Below are 21,997 nucleotides of genomic sequence, written 5' to 3' on the forward strand. Positions count from 1 at the left end.
GGCGTTGTTCGCATCCCGAAAGGCCGTTTGCGTAACGCGGCGAACGAATGTCCGGTCTTGCTAAATGCTGACCTCGCCGCTATGATGATCGAATCCAACCGGGCCGATGCGCTGCCTCCGCGAGAGGAGCGTTTCCCTATGACCGGATTCCTGAAGCAATCGTCCTGCAAGGGCCATCGGCCCAACCATCTGGCATCGCGCCGCCATTACCCGCGCCCCGACCTCATCGCTCGCCTGCTGCGCGAGCGCCATGTGGCGCGCTTCCTGGTGGCGCCCGAGGGCTTCGGCAAGACGGGGCTCGCCATGGAGTACGCCGACGTGGTGTTCTCATTCGACCACGTGTTCTGGATCAACGGGAAGAGCCCCTGCTTCCTACGCGACCTCGACCGGGGCATTATCTCGTCCTCGCTGACGGCGGCGGACGCCTCATCGTTCCTCGCGGTGGTGGAGGACGTGCCGCCCCTCGATGCGACCCGGGCCGCCGCGCTCTCCGGCGTGTTCGACGAGCTGCTGGGGCGCGGATGCGAGGTGCTGGCCACGTGCGCGCCCTCATGCGACGCCTACGGGCCGTTGCAGCACGACCGCTTGAAGCTCTCCGCCGCCGACCTGCTGCTCTCCGACGCCGAGCTGGACGCCGCCCGCCCCGCCGACGATCGGGCTTCCCGCCCGGCGGCAGCCGTCCCTCCGGCCGAGCGCGTGCCCGGTTTGGTGTGGGGGCCTCTCGGCGGGGAGGGCTCCTTCCTGGAGGGCGCCTTGCGCGAGGAGCTGCCGGCCGACATGCTGCTGGCCATGGCCACCATGCTCGTGCTGGGCCGGGGCTCCCTGTCCGACGTCGAGGCGTTCGGCCCGTGCGGCGAGGACCTGGCGGCGCTTATGGCGACGGGCTACCCCTACCTGGGCATCGATCGGCGATGCGACCGTTTCGAGACGCCTTGCTTCCCCGTGGAGGCCGTGGCGGGGGCGGTCGGGAGCAGGTTGGACGTCCTGGCCGCGCGCTCGCACCTTGCCAACCGCGATGCGCTCGCCGGGCGCTGGGCCGACGTGCTGCTGTCCCGCGCCCAGGGAGAGCGTGCCTGCGGCCTTGTGGGGGCGCTGTGCTCGCGCGGTGCGCGGGCGGCGTGGCTCGCGGAACGATCGCGCGCGCTCGCGCGGCAGGTGTGCATGCTGCCGGCCCATCGGCTGTACGCTTCGCTCGGCCCGTCGACCCCCTCCGGGAACTCCCTGCTCGAGCTGGGGGAGGTCCTGCGGCTCGTCGTGCTCGGAGACCGTGCCGCAGCCCTTGCCCCTGCGCGGCGCATCGCCTTCGACCTGGGGGCGCCCGCCGGCGTCCGCGCCCTTGCGGCGCTCGTGGTCGTGCGGGAGGGAAAGGGACCCGTGAGCAAGCGGGCCCGAGAGGAGCTCGCGCGGCTCGCCGGTCCCGGCGATGCGCCCGACGTCGTGGCGGCGGGCGGAGGCGGCGCGGCGCGGCCCGACCCCACTTTCTGGCGCCCGCTCGCGCAGGCGCAACTTGCCCTGCTCGACGACCCCGCCTGGCTCGTGCACGGTGCCGCCGCGGTCGACGGGAGCGGGGCTCTCGAGGCTGACGGGGACGCCCTCGCCATCGCGGCGGCCTGGGCGCTTGCGGAGGTGGCCGAGGGCCGCGAGGGCGTGGGCGCCGAGGGGGCCGAGCAGGGTGCCGCGGCCTTGGGCCGCATCGACCGGTACGTCCGCATGCGCCTCGCCGAACTGGAAGAGCCCGGGGGCGACCTCTTCGCCGCTGCGGCCGGCCTCGCTCTCGAACGCGTCCGCGAGAGGGGCCTTCTCCCCTCCTCCCCTCCGCTGCGCGCCGCCGAGGCCCTCGCGCTGCACCGCGCCGAGATGGAGCTGTTCTCCCAGCGCCGCGCCTTCGAGCGCTCTGCCCGCGAGAGCGCCGAGCGCCGGGCGGAGCGTGCGGCCACGCATCCCGATGCGTACCTCGACGGGCGCTACCTGCCCGAGGAGGGCCGCGCGCCCACCTTGGTGCCCCTGCTCACCGTCAACCTGTTCGGCGGGTTGGACGTGCGCATCGGCGACACCCCGGTCGATCCGGGCCGCTTTCGCCGCCAGAAGGTGAAGACGCTGCTGGCGCTGCTCGTGCTGAACCGGGGCCGCGAGTTCCCGCGCGACCGCCTCGTGGGCATCATGTGGCCCGAGAGCGAGGTGGACTCGGCTCGCAAGAACTTCTACTCGGTATGGTCGCATCTGCGCCGCGCGCTCTCGGGACCGTCGGGCGCTTGCCCCTACCTCGTGCGCCAGCAGAACGGCTGCCGGTTGGACGAGCGCCTGATCGTCACGGATGTCGCGCGGTTCGACGCCGTATGCCGCATGCTGCTGTTCGGCCAGCCCGGAGCCGACGGATGGGCCCAGCTCTATGCGGAGATCGACGAGGCGTTCGCCGACGACCTCATGCCGAGCGAGCAGGACAACGAGTTCGTCATGCAGGCGCGCAAGAACCGCCGCATGCAGCTCGTGGACGCGCTGGTGGCAGCCGCCGAGCGCCTCGTCGCGGCGGACGACGCGCAGGAGGGGCTGTGGTTCGCCCGCGCCGCGCTGCGCCGCGACCGTACTCGCGAGGACGCGTACACGGCCCTCATGCGCGCCCAGATCGCGGCCGGGCAGCGCACGGCCGCCCTCGAGACGTACTTCGAGTGCCGCCGCTTCCTGACCACCGAGTTGGGTATCGACCCGTCGCTGGCCACCATGGAGCTCTACCGCAGCATCATCGAGACGGAGGAGCCGCTGGACTGATGCGCGCGCGGCACCGCCCTTGTACAACAGGATGGTTACAAGGATTGAAAGGTGCTTTCATGGTATAGAAATTATATCGATAAGGGGTTATAATGGAATTCGAATATGACCCGCAGAAAAGCGCGCGGAATCTCGCGAAGCACGGAATAGGCTTCGGCGAGGCGCAGAGGTTGTGGGATGACGAACGCTGCATCGAGCTGGCCTCACCGTTCAGCTCGGAAGACCGCTACTTGGTGATCGGAATGATCGGCGACAAACATTGGACCGCGATCGTGACGTACCGGTCGGCTGCGGTGCGCATCATCTCGGTCCGCCGCTCAAGGAAGAAGGAGGCTGCGTGCTATGACGAAGCGAATCGACGCTGAAGAGCTCGACCGTCTGTTCGACGAGGGGAAGGAGGACATCCTCCAGTATTTCGATACCGAGCATCCCCGGATAGCTGGAACCGAGACCCGGCGCGTGAACGTGGACTTCCCCGCCTGGGTGGTGGAGGCGCTCGACCGCGAGGCGCGGCGCATCGGCATCGGCCGCCAGGCCGTCATAAAGACATGGATCGCCGAGCGCCTCGACGAGGAAGCATCCCGCCGCAGCGCCTAAGAGGCTGCGGGGCCTTCCTTCCAAGAGGGGGAAGGCCCCGCCCCTCGGCGAGGCTCGGTCCGGGGCTTAAGGTACCAGCCCCGCTACTCCCTGCCCAGGAGCTTGGCGATGCGGTCGGAGTATTCGAGCTCGGTGAGCCCCGCCTCCTCGGCCAGGTCGATGACCGGGGCGTCGTTCCACAGGGCCTCCAGACGGTAGTACTCGCGGGTCTCCGGCTGGAACACGTGCACCACGATGTCGCCGTAGTCCAGAAGCGACCACGTGCCGTCCTGCGTGCCCTCGCGGTGCAGCGGCTTGCAGCCGCCCTGCACGCGCTCGGCCTCCTCGATCTCGTCGACGATGGCCTCCACCTGGCGGTTGTTCGCCGCCGTGGCGATGACGAAGTAGTCCGTCACGCCGATGAGGTCGCGCACCTCCTGCACCATGATGTCGGTGGCCTTCTTCTCGTCGGCCGCGCGCGCCGCGATGAGGGCGCGCTCCCGCGAGGTCTTCTCTTCCATCTTCTTCGGTTCGCTCACGCTGTTCCTTTCCTCCCTTTTCGTTCGTCCGCCGCGTCGTGCGAGCGGGCGAGGTAGTAGTTCCATATCTCGATGCTCTGCGGATGGATCCGCTTGCGCCGCTCCACCAGGCTCAGGAACACGTGCCTGAACGTTGCCAGGTACAACTCCTCGAGCGGCACCCGACCTACAAGCGCGCGGATATCGTCGAGCCCCGCGTAGTCGCGCCCCGGCTCGAGGGCATCGGCCACGTAGACCACCATGTCGAGGCCGGTCATCCCCACCGCGCCGGCCGTGTGCCGCGCGATGGCCTGCACCACATCGCGCGGAAGGCATGGGAATGCGCGGGCGAGCGCCGCCGCGGCCGTGGGGCCGTGCAGCAGCCAGGGCATCTCCTCGAACACGTAGGGATCCACCGCCAGGCCCAGCTCCTCCACGCGGACGCGGATGCCGGCATCGTCGTAAGCCTTGTCCCAGTCGTGCAAAAGCCCCGCCAGCCGCGCCTTGCGCTCGTCCACGCCGTAGGTGCGTGCCAGGCGCGCGGCCGTGCCCGCCACGCCGAGCGTGTGCTCGAACCGGCGGCGCCCCAAGCGCTCGCGCAGGTCGCGCTCGCGCGCCTCGAGGAACGCGTCCGACAGCGCATCGGCGCAGCAGGCTGCCTCGTCCTCCCCGCTCATCGGCACACCCCCTCCCCGGCCTCCGGGGCGTACAGGCCGTGCGCGGCGATGTAGTCCAATACGCGCTGCATCACGAGGTAGCGGATCGAGCGACCTGCACGTACCCGCGCGCGCAGGTCGCTCGACGACACGGCCAGCGCCGTTACCTCGAGGTACGTCACGTCGAAGCGGCCGTGCTCCTCGATCTCGCGCTTCCGCTCGGCCGTGAGCGCGTAGCCCGGCCGCGTGACGGCGATGAGGCGCGCCAAGTCGGCGATGGCGGCGCTCTCCCGCCACTGCACGATGTGCGCCACGGCATCGGCCCCCGTGATGAAGAACAGCTCCACGTTTCCCGGGTAGTGGCCGCGCAGCTCGCGCAGCGTGTCCACCGTGTACGTGTCGCCGCCGCGCTCGATCTCCATCGCGCTCACGCAGAACGCCGGGTTGCTCGCCACGGCGAGGCGGCACATGGCCAGGCGGTCGGCCGCCGGCGTGACGGCGCGGTCCTTCTTGAACACGGGGTTGCCGGCCGGCACGAACACGACGGCGTCCAGCCCGAAGGCCTCGCGCGCCTGCTCGGCCGTGGCCAAATGCCCGATATGGATGGGGTCGAACGTGCCACCCATGATGCCGAGGCGGGCCGGAGCGCCGTCCTCCCCCAGGTCGTCGAACCGCTCGCAGACAACTGCCACTACGCGCGCACCTGCCCGTCGCCGCGCAGCACGTACTTGTACGACGTGAGCGCCTCGAGCGCAAACGGCCCGCGGGCGTGGAGCTTCTGCGTGGAGATGCCGATCTCGGCACCCAGGCCGAACTGGCCGCCGTCGGTGAACGCCGTGGAGGCGTTCGCGTACACGGCGGCCGCATCGACACGCGCGAGGAACGCCTCGATGGCCGCGGCGCCCGCCGGGTCGGCCGGGTCGGCCACGATGGCCTCGGAATGCTTCGTGCCGTAGCGGTTCACATGGTCCACGGCCTCGTCCACGCCGGAAACGCACCTCACGGCCAGCTCGGGCGCCAGGTACTCGGTCTCCCAGTCGTCCTCGGTCGCCGGCTCGGCCTCGATGCCGTGCGCCGCCGCCACGGCGCGGGCGCGCTCGTCGGCGTGCAGGACCACGCCCTGCTCGCGCAGGTCGGCCAGCACGGCGGGCAGGAGCGCCTCGGCCGCCGCCTCGTCCACGAGCAGCGTCTCGGCCGCGTTGCACACCCCGTAGCGGCGGCACTTCGCGTTCACCACGATGGCGCGGGCCCGCTCGAGGTCGGCGCTCCCGTGCAGGTACACGTGGCAGTTGCCCGTGCCCGTTTCGATGACCGGCACCTTCGACGTCTCCACGCAGTGGCGGATGAGCCCCGCGCCGCCGCGCGGGATGAGCACGTCCACCGTCCCATGCAGCCCCATGAGCTCGTCGGCCGCCGCGCGGTCGGTGGAGGCAACGAGGCCGATGCACCCCTGCGGCATGCCGGCTCCCTCGGCGGCGTCGGCGAGCACGCGGGCCACCGCCTCGTTCGAGCGGGCCGCCATGCTCCCGCCGCGCAGCACCGCCGCATTGCCGGACTTCAGGCAGATGCCCGCCGCGTCGGCCGTCACGTTGGGGCGCGCCTCGTACACCACGGCCACCACGCCGAGCGGCACGCTCACGCGCTCGAGCCCGATGCCGCTCTCGAGCGTGCGCGCGTCCTGCACCCGGCCGAGCGGGTCGGGCAGCACGGCCAGCTCCTCGAGCGCGGCCGCCATGTCCTCGATGCGCCCCTCGTCGAGCATAAGGCGGTCCACCAGGCTCTCCTTCGTGCCCGCCGCGCGCGCGGCCGCCACGTCCTCCGCGTTCGCCGCGACGATCTCCGCCGCATGCGCGCGCAAGGCCGCCGCCATGGCCGCCAGCGCCGCGTTGCGCTCCCCGGCGCTCGTCTGCCCTAGCGCCCCGCTCGAGGCCTTCGCCGCCTCGGCGATGCGCCGCACCTCCTCGCGCATGCTTTCGTCGCCCATGCGATCTCCTTTCCCTTGCGCTCCCGCGCTTCACGCGCAGCGCGAAAAACACCTTGCTGGTCCGCCAACGTCGGCGAGGGACGTTCCGGTGCCCAAGATTCACGGGAAGGCGGAGGCCAAGCGTACTTCAGTACGCGAGCCTTCGCATTCACGCGAAGATCGGGTGCCGGAACGTTCCGCAGCGTCGGCACGTTCCGCCGGCCGTCAGGCTGGCGGAACCATCACTCGAACACGATCAGCTCGTCGCGGTGGACGAGCGGCTTGTCGGCCAGGCTTGCGAGCAGCCGGTTGCCCTGCAGCTCGGCGCGCGTGCGGCCGATGGCGAGCGCGGCCTCGTCGCACGAGAACGCCGCCTTGCCGCGGGCGAACAGGTGCCCCGAGGCGTCCTTGATGTCCACGACATCGCCCGCCTCGAAACGTCCTTCCACCGCGCTCACGCCCACCGACAGAAGCGAGCTCCCCCGGCCGACGAGCGCCGCCTTCGCGCCGTCGTCGACCACGAGCGCGCCGCGTGCCGCGTCGCCGAGGGCGATCCAGAGCTTCTTCGGCGTGATCTCGTGGGGCTTCTTCGCGGCGACGAAGCGGGTGCCCACGTCCTCGCCGCGCGCGGCGGCCACGATAGCACCTGCGCGGCGCCCGTTGCACACGACCATGGGGATGCCCGCCACCATGAGCACGCGCGCGGCCTTGATCTTCGTTATCATGCCGCCCGAGCCCACGGTGGTGCCCGCCCCGCCCGCCACGGCCATGATCTCCGGGCCGATGGCCTCCACGCGACCGATCAGCTTCGCCTCGGGATCGAAGTGCGGGTTCGCGTCGAAAAGCCCTTCGATGTCCGAGAGGATGACCATGAGGTCGGCCTCCACCAGGCACGCGACGAGCGCCGCGAGCGTGTCGTTGTCGCCGAAGCGGATCTGCTCCACCGACACGGTGTCGTTCTCGTTCACGACGGGCACGACGCCCAAATCGAGCAGCCGGTCGAACGTGTCGCGCGCATGCAGGTACGCCTGGCGATCGGCCGTGTCGCGGCGCGTGAGCAGCACCGTGGAGGTCACGATGCCGTGGGCGGCGAACGCCTCGGCGTAGGCGGTCGAGAGCGCGCTCTGCCCCACCGACGCGGCCGCCTGCAGGCTCGGCATATCGTGCGGCCGCTTCTCTATGCCGAGGCGCTCGAGGCCGCAGGCGATGGCCGCCGACGTGACCACGACCGGATGCCATCCCGCCTCCTTGGCCTCGGCCATCTGCGCGGCCACCGCGGCCAGGTAGCCGTAGTCGATCTTGCTCTCCGACGTGGTGAGCGTCGACGAGCCTATCTTGATGACCAGGCGCTTTCCGCGCCCACCCTCTTCAGCCCTCATCACAGGTCGAGCTCCTTGAACATATCCTCCGCCGTGCGCGCCGACTCGAAGCCGAACGCGCGCCCGACGATGCGAATCTCGTCGCCGTCCACCGCGCCGGCGCGCTCGAGCGCCGTCTCCACGCCGAGGCGCTTCAAGCGGTGCTGCAGGAAGGCGATGGCCTCCTCGTTCTCCCAGTCGGTCTGCACCACCATGCGCTCAACCTGCGGGCCTGTGACGCGGAACACGCCGCCGCCCAGGTTCAACACCTCGAAGCGCTTGTCGCGCATCTCGCGCTTGTGCTCCCACACGTGGTCGTACTGCACGTCGGCACCCAGGTCGGCCCGCGCGGCCTCGCGCAGCTCGTGCACCTTCGTGGCGATGGCGGCCTTGAGGCCGTCGACCCCCTCGCCGGTGAGCGCGCTGATGCGGTAGAGCTTCGGGTCGACGGGGCTCGGGGCGAACTCGTCGCCGCCCGCGGCCGCGATGGAGTCCTCGCGCACGCGCGCCGCCAGCCTCTCGGCCGCCTCCTCGGTGCCGGGCACGTCTATCTTGTTCGCCACCACGATGCGCGGGCGCGCTGCCAGCTCGTCGGCGTAGAGCGCGAGCTCGCGGTTGATGATGTCGTAGTCTTCCAGCGGGTCGCGCCCCTCGTAGTCGCCCGTCAGGTCCACCACGTGCACGATGAGCGCCGTGCGCTCTATGTGGCGCAGGAATTCATGTCCCAGGCCGCGCCCCTCGTGCGCGCCCTCGATGAGGCCGGGGATGTCGGCCACGACGAAGCTGTAGTCGCCCGAGCGAGCCACGCCCAGGTTCGGCACGAGCGTGGTGAACGGGTAGTCGGCGATCTTCGGGCGCGCCGCGCTCATCTTCGCGATGAGCGACGACTTGCCCGCCGACGGCATGCCCACGAGGGCCGCGTCGGCCATGAGCTTCATCTCCAGTTCGATCCAGCCCTCCTGCGAAGGCTCGCCCAGCTCGGCGAACGCGGGCGCGCGCCGAGTCGGCGTCACGAAGTGGATGTTGCCGCGGCCGCCCATGCCGCCCTCGGCCACGGTGACGCGCTCGCCGTCGTGCGTGAGGTCGGCGATGAGCTCGCCCGTCTCCTTGGATTCCTCGAAGTACTCGCGCACCACCGTGCCCACGGGAACCTTGAGCACGAGGTCCTCGCCCGTGGCGCCGTGCATGCGGCTGCCCTTGCCGTGCGTGCCGCGGTCGGCCTTGAAGTGGTGCTTGAAGCGGTACTCGATGAGCGAGGACAGGCTGGCGTCGGCCTCCACCACCACGTTGCCGCCATGGCCGCCGTCGCCGCCGTCGGGCCCGCCCTTCGGCACATGGGCCTCGCGTCGGAACGACATGCAGCCCGCGCCGCCGTCGCCGCCCTTCACGTGTATGCGAACTTTGTCTATGAACACCTGGGTACCTCTATCTCCGTTCCGGCTCCGCATCAAGGGGAACCGGGGGACGGATTCCCTGATCTCGCAACTCGGATTGTATATGAAAAGTGCCCCCTGACGAGCAGGGGGCACGCGAAAACAGATAACGTTACGCAGTCGTGGAGCAGGTGGCTTTGCCCCTAAGCTTCGGGACGGACGTGCACCTTGTGCTTCGCGCCCTTCGTGAACTCGATCTTGCCGTCGCACAGGGCGAACAGCGTGTCGTCCTTGCCGCGGCCGACGTTCTCGCCCGGATGGATGTGCGTGCCGCGCTGGCGAACGATGACGTTGCCCGTGTGCACCTCCTGGCCGCCGAACAACTTCACGCCGAGACGCTGCGCGTGGGAATCGCGGCCGTTACGGCTGGAACCGAGACCCTTCTTGTGTGCCATGGTATTCCCTCCCTTGCTTTATTCGGCGTCGACGGACGCGGGCTCTTCGGCCTTCTCGGCCTTCTTCGGGGCGGCCTTCTTGGCAGCCTTCTTCTCGGCCTTGGCCGAGCCGACGGACTCGATCTCGACGCGCGTCAGCTGCTGGCGATGACCGCGCAGCTTCTTGTAGTTCTTGCGCTTCTTGAACTTGAACACGAGCTGCTTCTCGCCCTTGAACTGCTCGAGCACGATGGCCGTGACCTTCGTGGCAGCGGCCTTGGCCGGATCGGCCTCGACCTTCTCGCCGTCGACGATGCAGATGGCCTCGAGTTCGACCTTCGCGCCGACCTCGGCATCGAGCTTCTCGATGTTCAGCTTGTCTCCGGGGGCAACCTTATACTGCTTGCCGCCCGTCTTTACGATTGCGTACATGAGTGTCTCCTTGTATGAAATAAAACGCAAGGCGATAGCTTACCAGCGGGATCGTAGCAAGTCAAGGTGATCTTATGCACAATCTCCGCGTATCATCGCACTCTTTCCGATGCCGTGCCTCCACAAAGCACAACATTCATATGATAGCAGAAAATCATAGCCACACGCGGTGGCGTGGCATGTTTTTTCAGAATCTCACAGGTCCGACAAAGTCAGCGAGAAGCGCCGGGGTGTGACAGGGGGACGGAACCTCAGTGCGACTCCGCCCAGCTTGCCCCCCAGGACACGTCGGCCACGAGAGGGACGCGGAGCTCCGCGACGCCCTCCATCACTTCCCTCACCATAGCGGACAGCGCCTCGATCTCGGCCTCGAGCACGCTGAAGTCCAGCTCGTCGTGCACCTGCAAGAGCAGCCGGGCCTTGAAGCCCTCGGCCATGAGGCGGCGCTGCACCTCGGCCATGGCCAGCTTGATGATGTCGGCGGCGCTGCCCTGCATGGGGTGGTTCATGGCCGTGCGCTCGCCGAAGCCGCGCGTGGCGGCGTTCGACGCCTTGAGCTCGGGGATATGGCGCTTGCGGCCGAACATCGTCTCCGCATAGCCCTTCGCCTTCGCCTCCTCGATCGTGGCGTCCAGGTAGGAGCGCACGCCGGGATACGCCGCGAAGTAGCGCTCGATCATCTCCTTCGCCTCGCCGAACGGGATGCCCAGGCTCTGCGACAGGCCGAACGCCTGCTGGCCGTACACGATGCCGAAGTTCACGGCCTTCGCGCGGCTGCGCAGCTCCGGCGTCACCTCCTCCACCGGCACGTCGAACACGCGCGCAGCCGTGGCGGCGTGGAAGTCCGCGCCCGAGCAGAATGCGGCCACGAGATGCTCGTCGCCCGAGAGGTGCGCGAGCAGGCGCAGCTCGATCTGCGAGTAGTCGGCCGACAGGAACCGCTCGCCGGGCGCGAGCGGCACGAAGCTCTCGCGTATCTGGCGGCCGAACTCGGTGCGCACGGGGATGTTCTGCAGGTTAGGGTCGGACGAGGACAGACGGCCCGTGGTGGTAACCGTCTCGTTGAAGCAGGTGTGCACGCGCCCGTCGCCGGCGCGCATGCGGGGCAGCGCGTCGATGTAGGTGGACTTGATCTTCGCGAGCTCCCGGTAGCGCAGCACGAGGGCGGGCAGCTCGTGCACGGCGCACAGCTCCTTGAGCACCGCGGCGTCGGTGGAGTAGCCGCGCTGGTTCTTCTTGAGGGGCGTGAGCCCCAGCACCTCGAACAGGATGCGCGAGAGCTGCTTGGGGCTGTCGAGGTTGAACGTCTCCCCCGCCATGTCGAAGATGCGCGCCGAGAGCTCGTCGAGCTCGGCCTGCGTGCTGGCGCCGAGCTCCGCCAGGCGTTCGCAGTCGACCACCGCGCCCGTGCGCTCCATGATGGCGAGCACGCCCACGAGCGGCAGGTCGATGTCGAAGTAGGCGCGGGTGCTGCCATCGCGCTCGAGCGCCTCGGTGAGCGGGCTCACGAGCGCGCGAGCCGCGGCGGCCTGCGCGCAAGCCAGGTCGGCTTCGGCCTTCGTCTCGGGCAGCACGCCGCCGCAGTAGGCGTCGAGCAGCGCGTCGTAGGAGTACTCCGTCACCGACGAGTTCAGCACGTAGCCGGCCAGCCCCAGGTCAAATGCGCGCATGCCCATGAGGTCGTCGTCGGATGCGAGCGCAGGCTCGGACGTGTCGGCCGGGTAGACGCGGTGCACGGCGTGTTTCACGTCGAGCGCCGCGAACGAACCCGCGGCCACGATGCGCGCGAACGCTGCCGGGCCTCCCTCGTCCTCGTAGAGCGCCGTGCCCTGCGTGGTGGAAACGGCGCACGTCAGGTCCACGTTGAAGAGCGACGCCTGCTCGGGCTCCACGAACGCCACGCCCACCGTCTCGCCGCGCGCGATGGCCGCGTCCACGAGGGCTTCGGCCTCGGGCCCAGTGGCGACGGGCTCCCAGGCAAGCGGGGCCGCCTTCTTCTCCAGCTCGCGCCCCACCAGCTTGAGCACGCGGCTCAGGTGGGCGTTGAACTGCACCTTCTTGAACGCCTCCGTCACGCGCTCCGGGTCGAACGACGGGAAGCAGCACTCCTCGAGATCGAGAGGGAAGTCCAGGTCGCACACGATGGTGGCCACCTCGCGGGAGAGGAACGCCATGTCCTTGTTGTCGACCATCCTCTCCTTCTGCTTGCCCTTGAGGTCGTCCACGTGCTCGTAGATGCCCTCCAGGTTCCCATAGGCCTGCAGAAGCTTCGCGGCCGTCTTGTCGCCGATGCCGGGCACGCCGGGGATGTTGTCGGACGAGTCGCCCTTGAGGCCCAGGAAGTCGATGAACTGGTCGGGGCGCACGCCATAGCGCTCCTCCACCTCGGCGGGCCCATAGATAGCCACGTCGGTGATGCCCTTCTTCGTGGTGACGATGCGCGTCTTGTCGCTGGCCAGCTGGTAGGCGTCCTTGTCGCCCGTCACGAGCAGCGTCTCGAAGCCCAGCTCCTCGTCGCGCGCGGCCACCGTGCCCAGGATGTCGTCGCCCTCCCAGCCCTTGATGCGCACGACGGGCACGTCCATGGCCTCGAGCAGCTCCTCGATGATGGGGAACTGCACCTTCAGGTCGTCGTCCATGGGCGGGCGCTGGGCCTTGTACTGCTCGAGCGCCTTCATGCGGAAGGCGGGGCGGCCCGCGTCGAACGCGCAGATGATGGCGTCGGGGCTGGCCATGTCGATGAACTTGAGCAGCATGGCAAGAAAGCCGAACACGGCGTTCGTGGGCGTGCCGTCGGGGGCGTTCATCGTCTGCGGCACCGCATGGTAGGCGCGGTGCATGAGCGAGTTGCCGTCGATGACGGCGATCTTCTTCGGCATGGGCTTCCTCCGTCGCTTGAGTTTCAGATGGATTAGTATAGCGCATGCGGGCTGTCCGCTCCGGGGATGGGGCCGTGCCCAGTCGCTCGGGCAGTCCTGCTCGCGCAAAACGCCCACAGGGCGTTTTGGCTCGTGCGGAACTCGCTTGGTGGGCACGGCCCCATCCCCGGAGCTGCTTGCATCTCCTTGAAAGCATCATATGAAGCTGTATGCGAAAGGGAGGTTGCCGCTGACAGAAATCAACCAGGGAGGGGCAACTCGCTCGGTACCTTGGTGAGAGGTTCAACCTGCGAGGATCGGGTAGCTGCGAGAGTGCTTTGCCCTACGACACCGCCGCTGCTTCAACCACCGGCCCCTAGGCGCTCCAAAGATAGCCCACGCCTCGAACCGTTTCCAGGTGCTGCGCGAGGTCGGGGCCGAGCTTGGCACGGACGCGGCGGACGTGGACGTCCACGGTGCGGCTGCCGCCGTAGTAGTCGAAGCCCCACACGCGACGCAGCAGGGCGTCGCGGGAGTATGTGCGGCCGGGGTGGGTCACGAGGAAGGCGAGCAGGGCGTACTCCAGGTACGTGAGGTCCAGGGGCTCGCCGGCCACGTTCACCTGATAGGTGGCCAGGTTGATGGTCAGGGCGTCCACGGCGACGAAGTCCGACGCGGAGCTCTCGTTGCCGGGCCACAGCAGCTGGCGGATGCGCGCCGCGCACTCGTCCGGGGACGCGCCGTGCACCACGAAGTCGCTCTTCACCTGCACGGGCAGGCGAAGCTCGCCCAGCTGGTCCTCGCCCACGATCACGAGCAGGGCCGCCGAGCCGTCCTCCAGAAGCAGCGACTCGACCTGGGCCACCCTCCCCAGCGCCTCGCCGCGCGCCTCGTAGACGACCAGGTCGTAGCCGGGATGCTGCACCAGCAGGTTCTTCAGCTGCGCCGACGATCCGGCGGCCACCTCCACGTCGAGGCCCGAGAGCACCTGCTGAAACTTGTGGGCGTTGTCCAGGCTGTCCGCCACGAATATGACCGATTTCCTCACGCTATGGCCTCCACCCATCCGTCGCGTCCACGGCTACAGCACCGCCAGGTAGCGGTCGCGCTCCCACGCGCTCACGTTGCCCTGGTACTCGTTCCACTCGGCGCGCTTCGCGGCCACGAGGTAGGAGTGGATGTGCTCGCCCAGCGTCGCGCGCATGAGCGCGGACCCGGCGAACAGCTCCACGGCCTCGCCCAAGCTCTCGGGAAGCGTCTGGATGCCCTGGCGGCGCAGATCCTGGCGCGAGAGCGCGAACAGGTCCTGGTCCTCGGTGGGGGGCTGCAGCTCCAACCCCTCCTCGATGCCCGCGAGCCCCGCCGCCAGCATGGCGGCGAAGGCCAGGTAGGGGTTCGCGGCGGGGTCGGGGCTGCGCAGCTCGATGCGACAGGCGTCCTCGCGGTCGGGCCGGTAGCCGGGTATGCGCACGAGCGTGGAGCGGTTGCGGCTCGCCCACGACAGGTACGTGGGGGCCTCGCCCCCGCAGACGAGGCGCTTGTAAGAGTTCACGAACTGGTTCGTGACCAGGCAGAACTCGGGCGCGTACTTCAAGATGCCCGCGATATAGCGCTTCGCCACGTCCGACAGGCGGTAGCCCTGGGGGTCGTGCGCATCGAAGAACGCGTTGTTGCCGTCGAGGTCGAACAGGCTCTGGTGCACGTGCATGCCGCTGCCCGGCTCGCCCGCCATGGGCTTGGGCATGAACGAGGCGTACACGCCATGCTTCAGCGCTATCTCCTTCACCACCAGCTTGTACGTCATCACCGCGTCGGCCATGGACAGCGCATCGGCGAAGCGCAGATCTATCTCGTGCTGCGAGGGCCCGTTCTCGTGGTGGCTGTACTCCACGGGGATGCCCATCTTCTCCAGTGTGAGCACCGTGTCGCGGCGCAGGTCGGAGGCGTAGTCGAGGCTCGTGAGGTCGAAGTAGCCGCCGCGGTCGAGCACCTCGGTGCCCTCGGGCCCCTTGAAGTAGTAGAACTCCAGCTCGGGGCCCACGTTGAACACATAGCCCATCTCCCGAGCCTTCCCCACCGTGCGCGCCAGCACCTGGCGCGGATCGCCTTCGAACGGCAAGCCGTCGGGCGTGCGCACGTCGCAGAACATGCGGGCGACCGCGTTGGACTCGGGGCGCCAGGGCAGCACCTGGAACGTGGAGGCGTCGGGATACGCGAGCATGTCGGACTCCTGCGTGCGGCAGAATCCCTCGATGCAGCTGCCGTCGAAGCCCATGCCGTCGGCGAGCGCGTCCTCGAGCTCGCCCGGCACGACGGCGAACGACTTCATGGCGCCCAGCACGTCGGTGAACCAGAAGCGCACGAAGTGCACGTCGCGGCTCTTGATGGTCTTGAGGACGAAGTCCTGGTCGGGGTTCGCGGTCATGGGCGCATCCTTTCTCTCAAGGAACCATTATAACCCGCGATGTTTCGGTCTCGTTACGCAACGCCCCGGCCACGCGGCGAGGCGGCGGGAGTCCTTCGCCCCCTTGCCTGCCTTTCGCGAACCGGTCGGTAACGCGCGCGTGACGAATGGAAGGCGCGCCCCCTTCGCCATGCTGGAAGGTTATACTTTAGAATCTGCCTGCGGCCATCCGCCCCAGGCGGAGCAGGCACGCGAAACGAGAGGCAAAACAACCATGATGGCAGAATACGCGGAAGCGTTGAAAAGAAACGGCATTGACTACGACGGGCGATGGAGCGCTTCGGCGGCAACGCGGCGCTTTACGAGCGCCTTGCCCTGAAGTTCCTCGACGACGCGCACTTCGCCGCACTCGAGCAGGCATTGGCCGACGGCGACGTGGACGCGGCGGTTCGCGAGGCACATACGCTCAAGGGCGTTGCAGGAAATCTTTCGTTCACCGCATTGTACGAGGCGGCGAGCAAGGTGAACGCAGCCTTGCGCGAGCGCGACCTCGCAGAGGCGACGGCGCTCATGGATCCCGCCCGCAATGCGCACGTGGCCGTCATCTCCGCTTTAAGCTCGCTGCGCGACGAACGCTGACCTGCGATTCCACGAAAGGTGGCCCCGATGAAGTTCTCCAACATCCTCGTACCGTTCGACAAGTCCGCACACGCCGTCCATGCGCTCGAGATCGCCAAGGGCCTCGCCGAGGAGGACCCGACCATCCAGCTGCACGTCGTCGGCATCATCTTCCTCTCGGAGATGCCGCCCTCCCTCGGCCTGGAGGCGAACCCCTACCAGAGCGTCCCGCCGCTCACGGTCGACCCCGACCTGTACAAGCAGCTCGTCGAGGCGGCACTTACCCGCGAGAAGGAGGACATGGGCGCGGCGATCGGCACCCTGCTCGACGGGCTGCCCAACCCCGTGCAGGTGCTTGCCGTGAACGCCCCGTCCGTCGTGGACGGCATCAACGACTACGCCCACGATCACGGCTGCGACCTCATCGTCATGGGCTCCCGCGGCCTGGGCGTGCTGCGCGGCATGCTGGGCAGCGTGAGCTACGGCGTCCTGCGCTCGGCGGACGTGCCGGTGCTGATAGCGAAGGAAGCTGAGAAGGAGTAGCGGCTCGAACGTCCACCCACGAGCCCGCCCGAGTCGCCCCTTGAGGCAGCTCGCAGAAACGGGCAACAGCCCCGACGACAACCTTCTCCCCTTCCGGCCGAGCCCTTGCGCTCCTACAACCGCCTGCCCGGCGTTCCGAACCGCCTGCCGCGGCTGCCCGGGCTTTCTGTTCTTGTGGAGCAGCCGGCCGCCTTGCGGGTTCTCGGCCGGCCTTTCGCCCTCCCTTGGTATAATGGCCCGGTTATGGATACCTTGACCCAGCAGAAGAAACCGGCGGAGAGCGCCGCGCGCGCACCCAAGCGCATCGCCGTCGTGACGATGGGCGTGAAGCTGGGCGACGAGACGCGCGGCTACACGCGCTTCCGCTTCCTCTCGGAGCTGCTCGCGCGCGAGGGCTTCGCCGTCGACCTCGTCACGTCCACGTTCCAGCATTGGGAGAAGGCGCAGCGCGATTGCTCGAAGCCCTGCTACCAGGGCCTTCCCTACCGCATCGTGTTCATCGAGGAACCGGGTTACACGAAGAACCTCGACCTCGGGCGCATCCGCAGCCACCGCGTTGCCGCCAAGAACCTGCGCGAGCACTTCGCGGAGAACGCCGGCACCTACGATCTTGTATACGCGGAGATCCCGCCCAACGACGTCGCGCGCGTCTGCGCCGAAGCAGCCGAGGCGCAGGGCATCCCCTTCGTGGCCGACATCAACGACCTGTGGCCCGAGGCCATGCGCATGGTGGTGGACATCCCCGTGGTGAGCGACGTGGCGTTCTACCCGTTCGCACGCGACGCGAAGCGCGTCTACCAGCTGCTCTCCGGCGCCGTGGGCACCTCCGACGAGTACGCTGCCCGCCCGGCCAAGGACCGGCAGCGCCCCTACCCCCACGTGACCGTCTACGTGGGCAACGACCTGGCCGCTTTCGACGCGGGCGCGAGCCGCTTCGCCGACGCGATCGAGAAGCCCGCCGACGTGGTCTGGGTCACGTACGCGGGGACGCTCGGCGCGAGCTACGACGTGGCCACGCTCGTGAGGGCCGCCGCACTGCTCGAGCAGGAACGGCTCGCTCGGATGGGCGCGCCGGCCGGCCCGGCAGGGCAGGCGATCCCGCCCGTGCGCGTGAAGGTGCTCGGCGACGGGCCCGACCGCGAGAAGCTCCAGGCGCTGGCCGCCGAGCTGAACGCCCCCGCCGACTTCCTCGGCTACCAGGACTACGCGCACATGGCGGCCTACCTGTGCGCGTCCGACATCGTGGTGAACTCACTGGTGAAGTCTGCCGCGCAGAGCATCGTCACGAAGATCGGCGACTACCTGGCCAGCGGCAAGCCCATGGTCAACACGGGCTCGAGCCCCGAGTTCCGCTCGAAGGTCTCCGCCGACGGCTTCGGCGTGAACGTGGAGGCGGAGAATCCGCGTGCGCTCGCCGACGAGATAGCGAAACTCGCCGGGCACGCGTCGCTGCGAAAGATCATGGGAGCGAAAGGACGTGCCGTGGCCGAGCGCGAGTTCGACCAGCCGCGCTCGTACCGCGCGATCGTGGATTTGCTGCGCACGCTGCTGTGATTTTGGTTGAGCGCCTCGCCAAAACGGCGGCGGCGCGCGAGAATATGAGTTTCGGCACGCCGCTGGCAAGGGCGCGCTTGCCGTGCCATGAAGCAAGGAGCGATATCTTGACCGAGCAGAGACGCGTTTCGTTCTCCCCGCCTGACATCACGCAGGCCGAGATCGACGAGGTTGTGGACACGCTGACAAGCGGCTGGATAACCACCGGACCCAAGACGAAGGAGTTCGAGCGCGAGCTGGCGGCCTTCACGGGCGCCGATCGCGTGGCCTCGTTCTCCTCGGCCACGGCCGCCCTCGAGTGCGCGCTGCGCGCCCTGGGCGTGGGGCCGGGCGACGAGGTCATCACGAGCGCCTACACCTACACGGCCTCGTGCTCGGTCATCTGCCACGTGGGCGCGACGCCGGTTTTGTGCGACGTGGCCCCGGACTCCTACGAAATGGACTACGACGCGCTGGCGTCGCTCGTGACCGAGCGCACGCGGGCGGTCATCCCCGTGGACATTGCCGGGCGCATGGTCGACTACGATCGGCTCTTCGCCGCCCTCGAGAGCGCGGGCAGCCGCTGGACTCCCGCCACCGACCTGCAGCGGGCGATCGGGCGCGTGGCGGTGCTGGCCGACGGGGCGCACTCGCTCGGCGCCATGCAGGACGGGCGCCCCTCGGGCTCCGTCGCCGACTTCACCGCATTCTCGTTCCATGCAGTCAAGAACCTCACCACCGCCGAGGGCGGCGCGCTGGCATGGCGCGCGGGCGCCTTCGACTCCGACGAGCTTTACAACCAGTTCATGCTCATGTCGCTTCACGGCCAGACGAAGGACGCGCTGTCGAAGACGCGCGCCGGCGCCTGGGAGTACGACGTCGCCTATCCTGGCTGGAAATGCAACATGACCGACATCCAAGCGGCCTTGGGGCTGGCGCAGCTGCGCCGCTACCCCGCCCTGCTCGCGCGCCGGCGCGAGCTCGTGGGGCGCTACGAGAACGGTTTGGCCGACCTGGGCGTCGACGTGCTGCAGCATTACGGCGAGGACTTCGCCTCGAGCGGGCACCTGATGCTCGTGCGTCTGCCCGGCAAAAGCGCGACGTTCCGGAGCGCGCTCATCGAGCGGCTTGCCGACGCCGGCGTATCGGCGAACGTGCACTACAAGCCGCTGCCCATGCTCACCGCCTACCGCGACCTCGGCTTCGACATCGACGACTTCCCAAACGCCCGCGCGCAGTTCGAGAACGAGGTCACGCTGCCCCTTCACACGCTGCTCTCGGATGACGACGTGGACTACGTCGTGGGGGCCTTCCACCGCGCCTGGGACGCGCTTGAGGCGGAGGGTATCCGCTGATGTACGCGAAGTTCGGAAAGCGCGTGTGCGACCTGGTGATCGGCGTGGTGGCGCTGCCGTTCGTACTGCTGATCATAGCGGTGCTGGCACCGTTCATCCACTTCGAGGACAAGGGGCCCGTGTTCTACAACGCGCCGCGCGTGGGGCTTGGCGGCCGCGACTTCAAGATGTACAAGCTGCGCTCCATGCGCGTGAACGCCCCCGACCTGGTCATGGAGGACGGCTCCACCTACAACGGCGCCGACGACCCGCGCATGACCCGCGTGGGCGCCTTCATGCGCAAGACAAGCCTGGATGAGATGCCCCAATTCCTGAACGTGCTGAAGGGCGACATGAGCGTGGTGGGCCCCCGCCCCGACCTGCGCCGCGAGACCGAGCTCTACGAGGGCGACGAAGGACTGAAGCTCACCGTTAAACCCGGCGTGACCGGCTACGCCGCCGTCTACGGCCGCAACTCGCTGCCCTGGCACGACCGCCTCAAGATGGACGTGGAGTACGTGCGCGCCATGAGCTTCCCTTTGGACGTGAAGATTTTCTTCAAGACGTTCTCAACCGTGTTCAAGCAAGAGGGCGTGTTTGTGGAGGATGGGGGAAAGTAATGCAGTTTCATCGAATTGCCGCACGAATTAATTAACAGCAGTCCCACGTGTAATGTAGCGCTCGAAGCTTCAGAGCGTGTACAACAAGCTTAAACGAGTTTTTACCGCCACACACTCCGAATTATGCAGACTCACCTAATCCCAAATACGTACGCCAAAATGCTTCTGACGTTAACCACGGCATAGCATCACGATAAGCGTGCGCCACTTCGTCCTTACGCGAGGCATACTCTTGCATAAGGCGACGATAACGCTTCCTGAGCGACTGGTAACGTGCACGGTCCAATGTCCGGACATGCGCATTCTTGCCCGAAGCATCGAAAGCGACGAGCGTCCTACGGCGCATCGTCTTCCATCCTGGATAGGCACCTCGGCTATAGTAAACAGCCGCAGGTTCATCGGAGAGCAGCATATCCGGCAAAAAATGCCGATCATGCGGTAACATCTCTAAGAGCTTCAAGACAGGTCCACGCATATCCTCCCCACCCAAGTAGTTGTCATCGGGCTTCGTTTTGCTTATAACTGCCGAGTCTAACTCGGACAATGGAACTAGGCGTTCATTCTTCGCACCGTTCAATTTCATAAGCTCTTCGCCATTCGCTGATGCTAAAAAACTAGGCCCTTTCAGATAGTCCTCTAAACCATCGAGCAAAAGCTCGGCGCTTCCATAATTAAGAGAACGTAGGTAAATGTCGAATGTGCGCTTCAAGCGAAGCATAAACATGCGCTCCAAATTCATTTCGTCAGCGGCTAGCATGATAAGAAAGTTGCGCACGTATTGGTAGCAGTCTACGGAAGCGCGAAACCGACCCTCGAAGCTCGCATGCCATACGCAAATGCCGCCCATGGTCATGATAATGGGGCGGCAGCGCATTCCGTATTCAACATCATCACAGCGGACAAATACGGGAAGCGGCAAGCCATACTCGCGAATCATCTCGACCGGAATGCAACAATACCACCACGCACCGTAAGCATTCTCCACCTCGACATTGATCACTTCGTTCTTTACCACATCGACCATTTGACTAACATGCAGATCTGGCTTCACCTTGTCATATATACCGTCTTTTCGCACAAACCCTACGTCTTCGTACTGCAGGTTAGGCTCCTCAAGCGACAGCATCGCCCCATTAAGGAACGCCTGCTTATAGCAGTTCTTCACAAGAGAAAGAAGATTGTACGTACGCTTAAAACTTTCGGGCGACACATGCACGTCATCGTCCATGAGCAGCACATGAGTAGCACCTCCGGCAAGTGCCTCGAGCATTCCACGGGCAAACCCCCCCGCACCTCCAACGTTTGGATTGGGAACGATAGTCACTCCATCGTCAGAGAGCGTTTCGACATCGAGCGTGCGACCGTTATCCACCACATACATATGAAATCCGTCAGCAATGGGCTCGTTTCCGGCTAGCACTTCACGCCTGACTGTCTCGATATTCGGTACGACATAGTCTTCTTTCTTGAATGTTGTCGTACACAGAGCAAGACGCACTGGTCGTACTAAGGCGTCATCGACCTCTGTATAGTAGTATGCTGCTTTTACGCGCGTTGTTCCCTTAGAATGCAACACAAACGACACAAGGGGAGCATCACTTTCGGGCAAGCGCAAATCAACCGACGCGAAACCCTCATGGCTCTCTCCAAGCATAATCGGTGTGCTATTAATATGAGCAGCAGAAACCCCCTCTGTTAACTCAACAAACAGAACGCTGCATTCGTCTCCAGCAAATTCAAGATGCAAAAAAATCGGGCCCACATTGGTGTATCGGCACCATTTACGTAAAGAAAACGCATTGAAGTATGTTGAAAAATCTATCTCCCCAACAAACGCAAGGGCCCTCAAATTGTTATCATATTCGGCCCTATCGGCACGATAATACAGCTCAACGTGGCCAGCAGCAAAGTCATCAGGGATCAACAGCACATTTGCCAAAGAAAAGTCTCGCACAATAATCCTGCTCTCTTGCAAAACATTCAATCATTATAAAATAACCGGAAAACAATC

Annotated in this window: 20 protein-coding genes; 8 read left to right on the forward strand and 12 right to left on the reverse strand. The window is 66.8% G+C overall.

What is annotated here, in order from left to right; all coding sequences use genetic code 11:
- Positions 1–138: 138 nt before the first annotated feature.
- The 3 genes from K9U15_RS08960 to K9U15_RS08970 all read left to right on the forward strand — a co-directional run bounded on the left by K9U15_RS08960 (position 139) and on the right by K9U15_RS08970 (position 3,363).
- Positions 139–2,766 carry a BTAD domain-containing putative transcriptional regulator gene (locus K9U15_RS08960; RefSeq protein ID WP_301155904.1) on the forward strand — a complete coding sequence of 876 codons (2,628 nt, stop codon included), beginning with the start codon at positions 139–141 and terminating at the stop codon, positions 2,764–2,766.
- Positions 2,767–2,858: 92 nt separating this feature from the next.
- A complete protein-coding gene (locus K9U15_RS08965; RefSeq protein ID WP_096226841.1) occupies positions 2,859–3,131 on the forward strand; it encodes a BrnT family toxin in 273 nt (90 codons plus the stop codon).
- Entirely contained in the window at positions 3,109–3,363 is a 255-nt protein-coding gene (locus K9U15_RS08970) for a CopG family transcriptional regulator (protein ID WP_087190808.1), read from the forward strand. The genes K9U15_RS08965 and K9U15_RS08970 overlap by 23 nt, the downstream gene beginning before the upstream one ends.
- 83 nt (positions 3,364–3,446) lie before the next feature.
- On the opposite strand, the gene rsfS is transcribed toward K9U15_RS08970, so the two are convergent.
- The 11 genes from rsfS to K9U15_RS09025 all read right to left on the reverse strand — a co-directional run bounded on the left by rsfS (position 3,447) and on the right by K9U15_RS09025 (position 15,359).
- Complete coding sequence (gene rsfS / locus K9U15_RS08975) at positions 3,447–3,863, reverse strand: ribosome silencing factor (RefSeq protein ID WP_096228551.1); 417 nt, start codon at positions 3,861–3,863, stop codon at positions 3,447–3,449.
- Between the two features lie 14 nt (positions 3,864–3,877).
- Positions 3,878–4,537 (reverse strand): bis(5'-nucleosyl)-tetraphosphatase (symmetrical) YqeK, encoded by a 660-nt coding sequence (yqeK, locus tag K9U15_RS08980; RefSeq protein WP_096226842.1) that lies wholly within the window; start codon positions 4,535–4,537, stop codon positions 3,878–3,880.
- Positions 4,534–5,208, reverse strand: coding sequence for a nicotinate-nucleotide adenylyltransferase (nadD, locus tag K9U15_RS08985; RefSeq protein ID WP_096226843.1), 675 nt, complete (start codon positions 5,206–5,208; stop codon positions 4,534–4,536). Before nadD ends, yqeK begins: the two co-directional genes overlap by 4 nt.
- On the reverse strand, positions 5,208–6,500 hold the full coding sequence (locus tag K9U15_RS08990; RefSeq protein ID WP_301155905.1) for a glutamate-5-semialdehyde dehydrogenase: 1,293 nt from the start codon (positions 6,498–6,500) through the stop codon (positions 5,208–5,210). The genes nadD and K9U15_RS08990 overlap by 1 nt, the downstream gene beginning before the upstream one ends.
- Before the next feature lie 221 nt (positions 6,501–6,721).
- On the reverse strand, positions 6,722–7,858 hold the full coding sequence (proB, locus tag K9U15_RS08995) for a glutamate 5-kinase (protein ID WP_301155906.1): 1,137 nt from the start codon (positions 7,856–7,858) through the stop codon (positions 6,722–6,724).
- Positions 7,858–9,252 carry a GTPase ObgE gene (gene obgE / locus K9U15_RS09000; protein ID WP_087190803.1) on the reverse strand — a complete coding sequence of 465 codons (1,395 nt, stop codon included), beginning with the start codon at positions 9,250–9,252 and terminating at the stop codon, positions 7,858–7,860. Before obgE ends, proB begins: the two co-directional genes overlap by 1 nt.
- A gap of 161 nt (positions 9,253–9,413) precedes the next feature.
- Entirely contained in the window at positions 9,414–9,665 is a 252-nt protein-coding gene (rpmA, locus tag K9U15_RS09005) for a 50S ribosomal protein L27 (protein ID WP_015538608.1), read from the reverse strand.
- Between the two features lie 18 nt (positions 9,666–9,683).
- The gene (gene rplU, locus K9U15_RS09010; RefSeq protein ID WP_087190802.1) at positions 9,684–10,076 is read right to left on the reverse strand and encodes a 50S ribosomal protein L21; all 393 of its coding nucleotides are present in this window, start codon (positions 10,074–10,076) and stop codon (positions 9,684–9,686) included.
- Positions 10,077–10,327: 251 nt separating this feature from the next.
- Complete coding sequence (polA, locus tag K9U15_RS09015) at positions 10,328–12,955, reverse strand: DNA polymerase I (RefSeq protein WP_301155907.1); 2,628 nt, start codon at positions 12,953–12,955, stop codon at positions 10,328–10,330.
- A 355-nt stretch (positions 12,956–13,310) separates the two neighbouring features.
- Entirely contained in the window at positions 13,311–13,982 is a 672-nt protein-coding gene (locus K9U15_RS09020; RefSeq protein ID WP_301155908.1) for a winged helix family transcriptional regulator, read from the reverse strand.
- Between the two features lie 33 nt (positions 13,983–14,015).
- Positions 14,016–15,359, reverse strand: a complete 1,344-nt coding sequence (locus K9U15_RS09025; protein WP_301155909.1) for a glutamine synthetase family protein — start codon at positions 15,357–15,359, stop codon at positions 14,016–14,018.
- Positions 15,360–15,668: 309 nt separating this feature from the next.
- Here K9U15_RS09025 and K9U15_RS09030 point away from each other — a divergent pair, with 309 nt between their 5' ends.
- From K9U15_RS09030 to K9U15_RS09050, 5 genes are all read left to right on the forward strand, one after another.
- Positions 15,669–15,977 (forward strand): Hpt domain-containing protein, encoded by a 309-nt coding sequence (locus tag K9U15_RS09030; RefSeq protein WP_301155910.1) that lies wholly within the window; start codon positions 15,669–15,671, stop codon positions 15,975–15,977.
- Between the two features lie 27 nt (positions 15,978–16,004).
- Positions 16,005–16,499, forward strand: coding sequence for a universal stress protein (locus tag K9U15_RS09035; protein ID WP_301155912.1), 495 nt, complete (start codon positions 16,005–16,007; stop codon positions 16,497–16,499).
- 243 nt (positions 16,500–16,742) lie between these two features.
- On the forward strand, positions 16,743–18,053 hold the full coding sequence (locus K9U15_RS09040) for a glycosyltransferase family 4 protein (protein ID WP_301155914.1): 1,311 nt from the start codon (positions 16,743–16,745) through the stop codon (positions 18,051–18,053).
- 107 nt (positions 18,054–18,160) lie between these two features.
- The gene (locus K9U15_RS09045; protein WP_301155915.1) at positions 18,161–19,387 is read left to right on the forward strand and encodes a DegT/DnrJ/EryC1/StrS aminotransferase family protein; all 1,227 of its coding nucleotides are present in this window, start codon (positions 18,161–18,163) and stop codon (positions 19,385–19,387) included.
- Positions 19,387–19,986 carry a sugar transferase gene (locus tag K9U15_RS09050; RefSeq protein ID WP_301155916.1) on the forward strand — a complete coding sequence of 200 codons (600 nt, stop codon included), beginning with the start codon at positions 19,387–19,389 and terminating at the stop codon, positions 19,984–19,986. The genes K9U15_RS09045 and K9U15_RS09050 overlap by 1 nt, the downstream gene beginning before the upstream one ends.
- Positions 19,987–20,107: 121 nt before the next feature.
- Here the strand turns inward: K9U15_RS09050 and K9U15_RS09055 are convergent, their stop codons facing one another.
- Positions 20,108–21,961: a glycosyltransferase gene (locus K9U15_RS09055; protein ID WP_301155917.1), complete on the reverse strand. Its 1,854-nt coding sequence runs from the start codon at positions 21,959–21,961 to the stop codon at positions 20,108–20,110.
- Between the last annotated feature and the right edge of the window lie 36 nt (positions 21,962–21,997).

It is taken from the genome of Gordonibacter sp. RACS_AR68 (assembly GCF_030418485.1).
GTDB lineage: Bacteria > Actinomycetota > Coriobacteriia > Coriobacteriales > Eggerthellaceae > Gordonibacter > Gordonibacter urolithinfaciens.

What these genes read in the sequence shown, in the direction of transcription:
- K9U15_RS08960 (WP_301155904.1), top strand. Translation starts at nt 139, where the DNA reads ATGACCGGATTCCTGAAGCAATCGTCCTGCAAGGGCCATCGGCCCAAC.
- K9U15_RS08965 (WP_096226841.1), top strand. Translation starts at nt 2,859, where the DNA reads ATGGAATTCGAATATGACCCGCAGAAAAGCGCGCGGAATCTCGCGAAG.
- K9U15_RS08970 (WP_087190808.1), top strand. Translation starts at nt 3,109, where the DNA reads ATGACGAAGCGAATCGACGCTGAAGAGCTCGACCGTCTGTTCGACGAG.
- rsfS (WP_096228551.1), bottom strand. Translation starts at nt 3,863, where the DNA reads ATGGAAGAGAAGACCTCGCGGGAGCGCGCCCTCATCGCGGCGCGCGCG.
- yqeK (WP_096226842.1), bottom strand. Translation starts at nt 4,537, where the DNA reads ATGAGCGGGGAGGACGAGGCAGCCTGCTGCGCCGATGCGCTGTCGGAC.
- K9U15_RS08990 (WP_301155905.1), bottom strand. Translation starts at nt 6,500, where the DNA reads ATGGGCGACGAAAGCATGCGCGAGGAGGTGCGGCGCATCGCCGAGGCG.
- proB (WP_301155906.1), bottom strand. Translation starts at nt 7,858, where the DNA reads ATGAGGGCTGAAGAGGGTGGGCGCGGAAAGCGCCTGGTCATCAAGATA.
- rpmA (WP_015538608.1), bottom strand. Translation starts at nt 9,665, where the DNA reads ATGGCACACAAGAAGGGTCTCGGTTCCAGCCGTAACGGCCGCGATTCC.
- rplU (WP_087190802.1), bottom strand. Translation starts at nt 10,076, where the DNA reads ATGTACGCAATCGTAAAGACGGGCGGCAAGCAGTATAAGGTTGCCCCC.
- polA (WP_301155907.1), bottom strand. Translation starts at nt 12,955, where the DNA reads ATGCCGAAGAAGATCGCCGTCATCGACGGCAACTCGCTCATGCACCGC.
- K9U15_RS09025 (WP_301155909.1), bottom strand. Translation starts at nt 15,359, where the DNA reads ATGACCGCGAACCCCGACCAGGACTTCGTCCTCAAGACCATCAAGAGC.
- K9U15_RS09030 (WP_301155910.1), top strand. Translation starts at nt 15,669, where the DNA reads ATGGAGCGCTTCGGCGGCAACGCGGCGCTTTACGAGCGCCTTGCCCTG.
- K9U15_RS09035 (WP_301155912.1), top strand. Translation starts at nt 16,005, where the DNA reads ATGAAGTTCTCCAACATCCTCGTACCGTTCGACAAGTCCGCACACGCC.
- K9U15_RS09040 (WP_301155914.1), top strand. Translation starts at nt 16,743, where the DNA reads ATGGATACCTTGACCCAGCAGAAGAAACCGGCGGAGAGCGCCGCGCGC.
- K9U15_RS09050 (WP_301155916.1), top strand. Translation starts at nt 19,387, where the DNA reads ATGTACGCGAAGTTCGGAAAGCGCGTGTGCGACCTGGTGATCGGCGTG.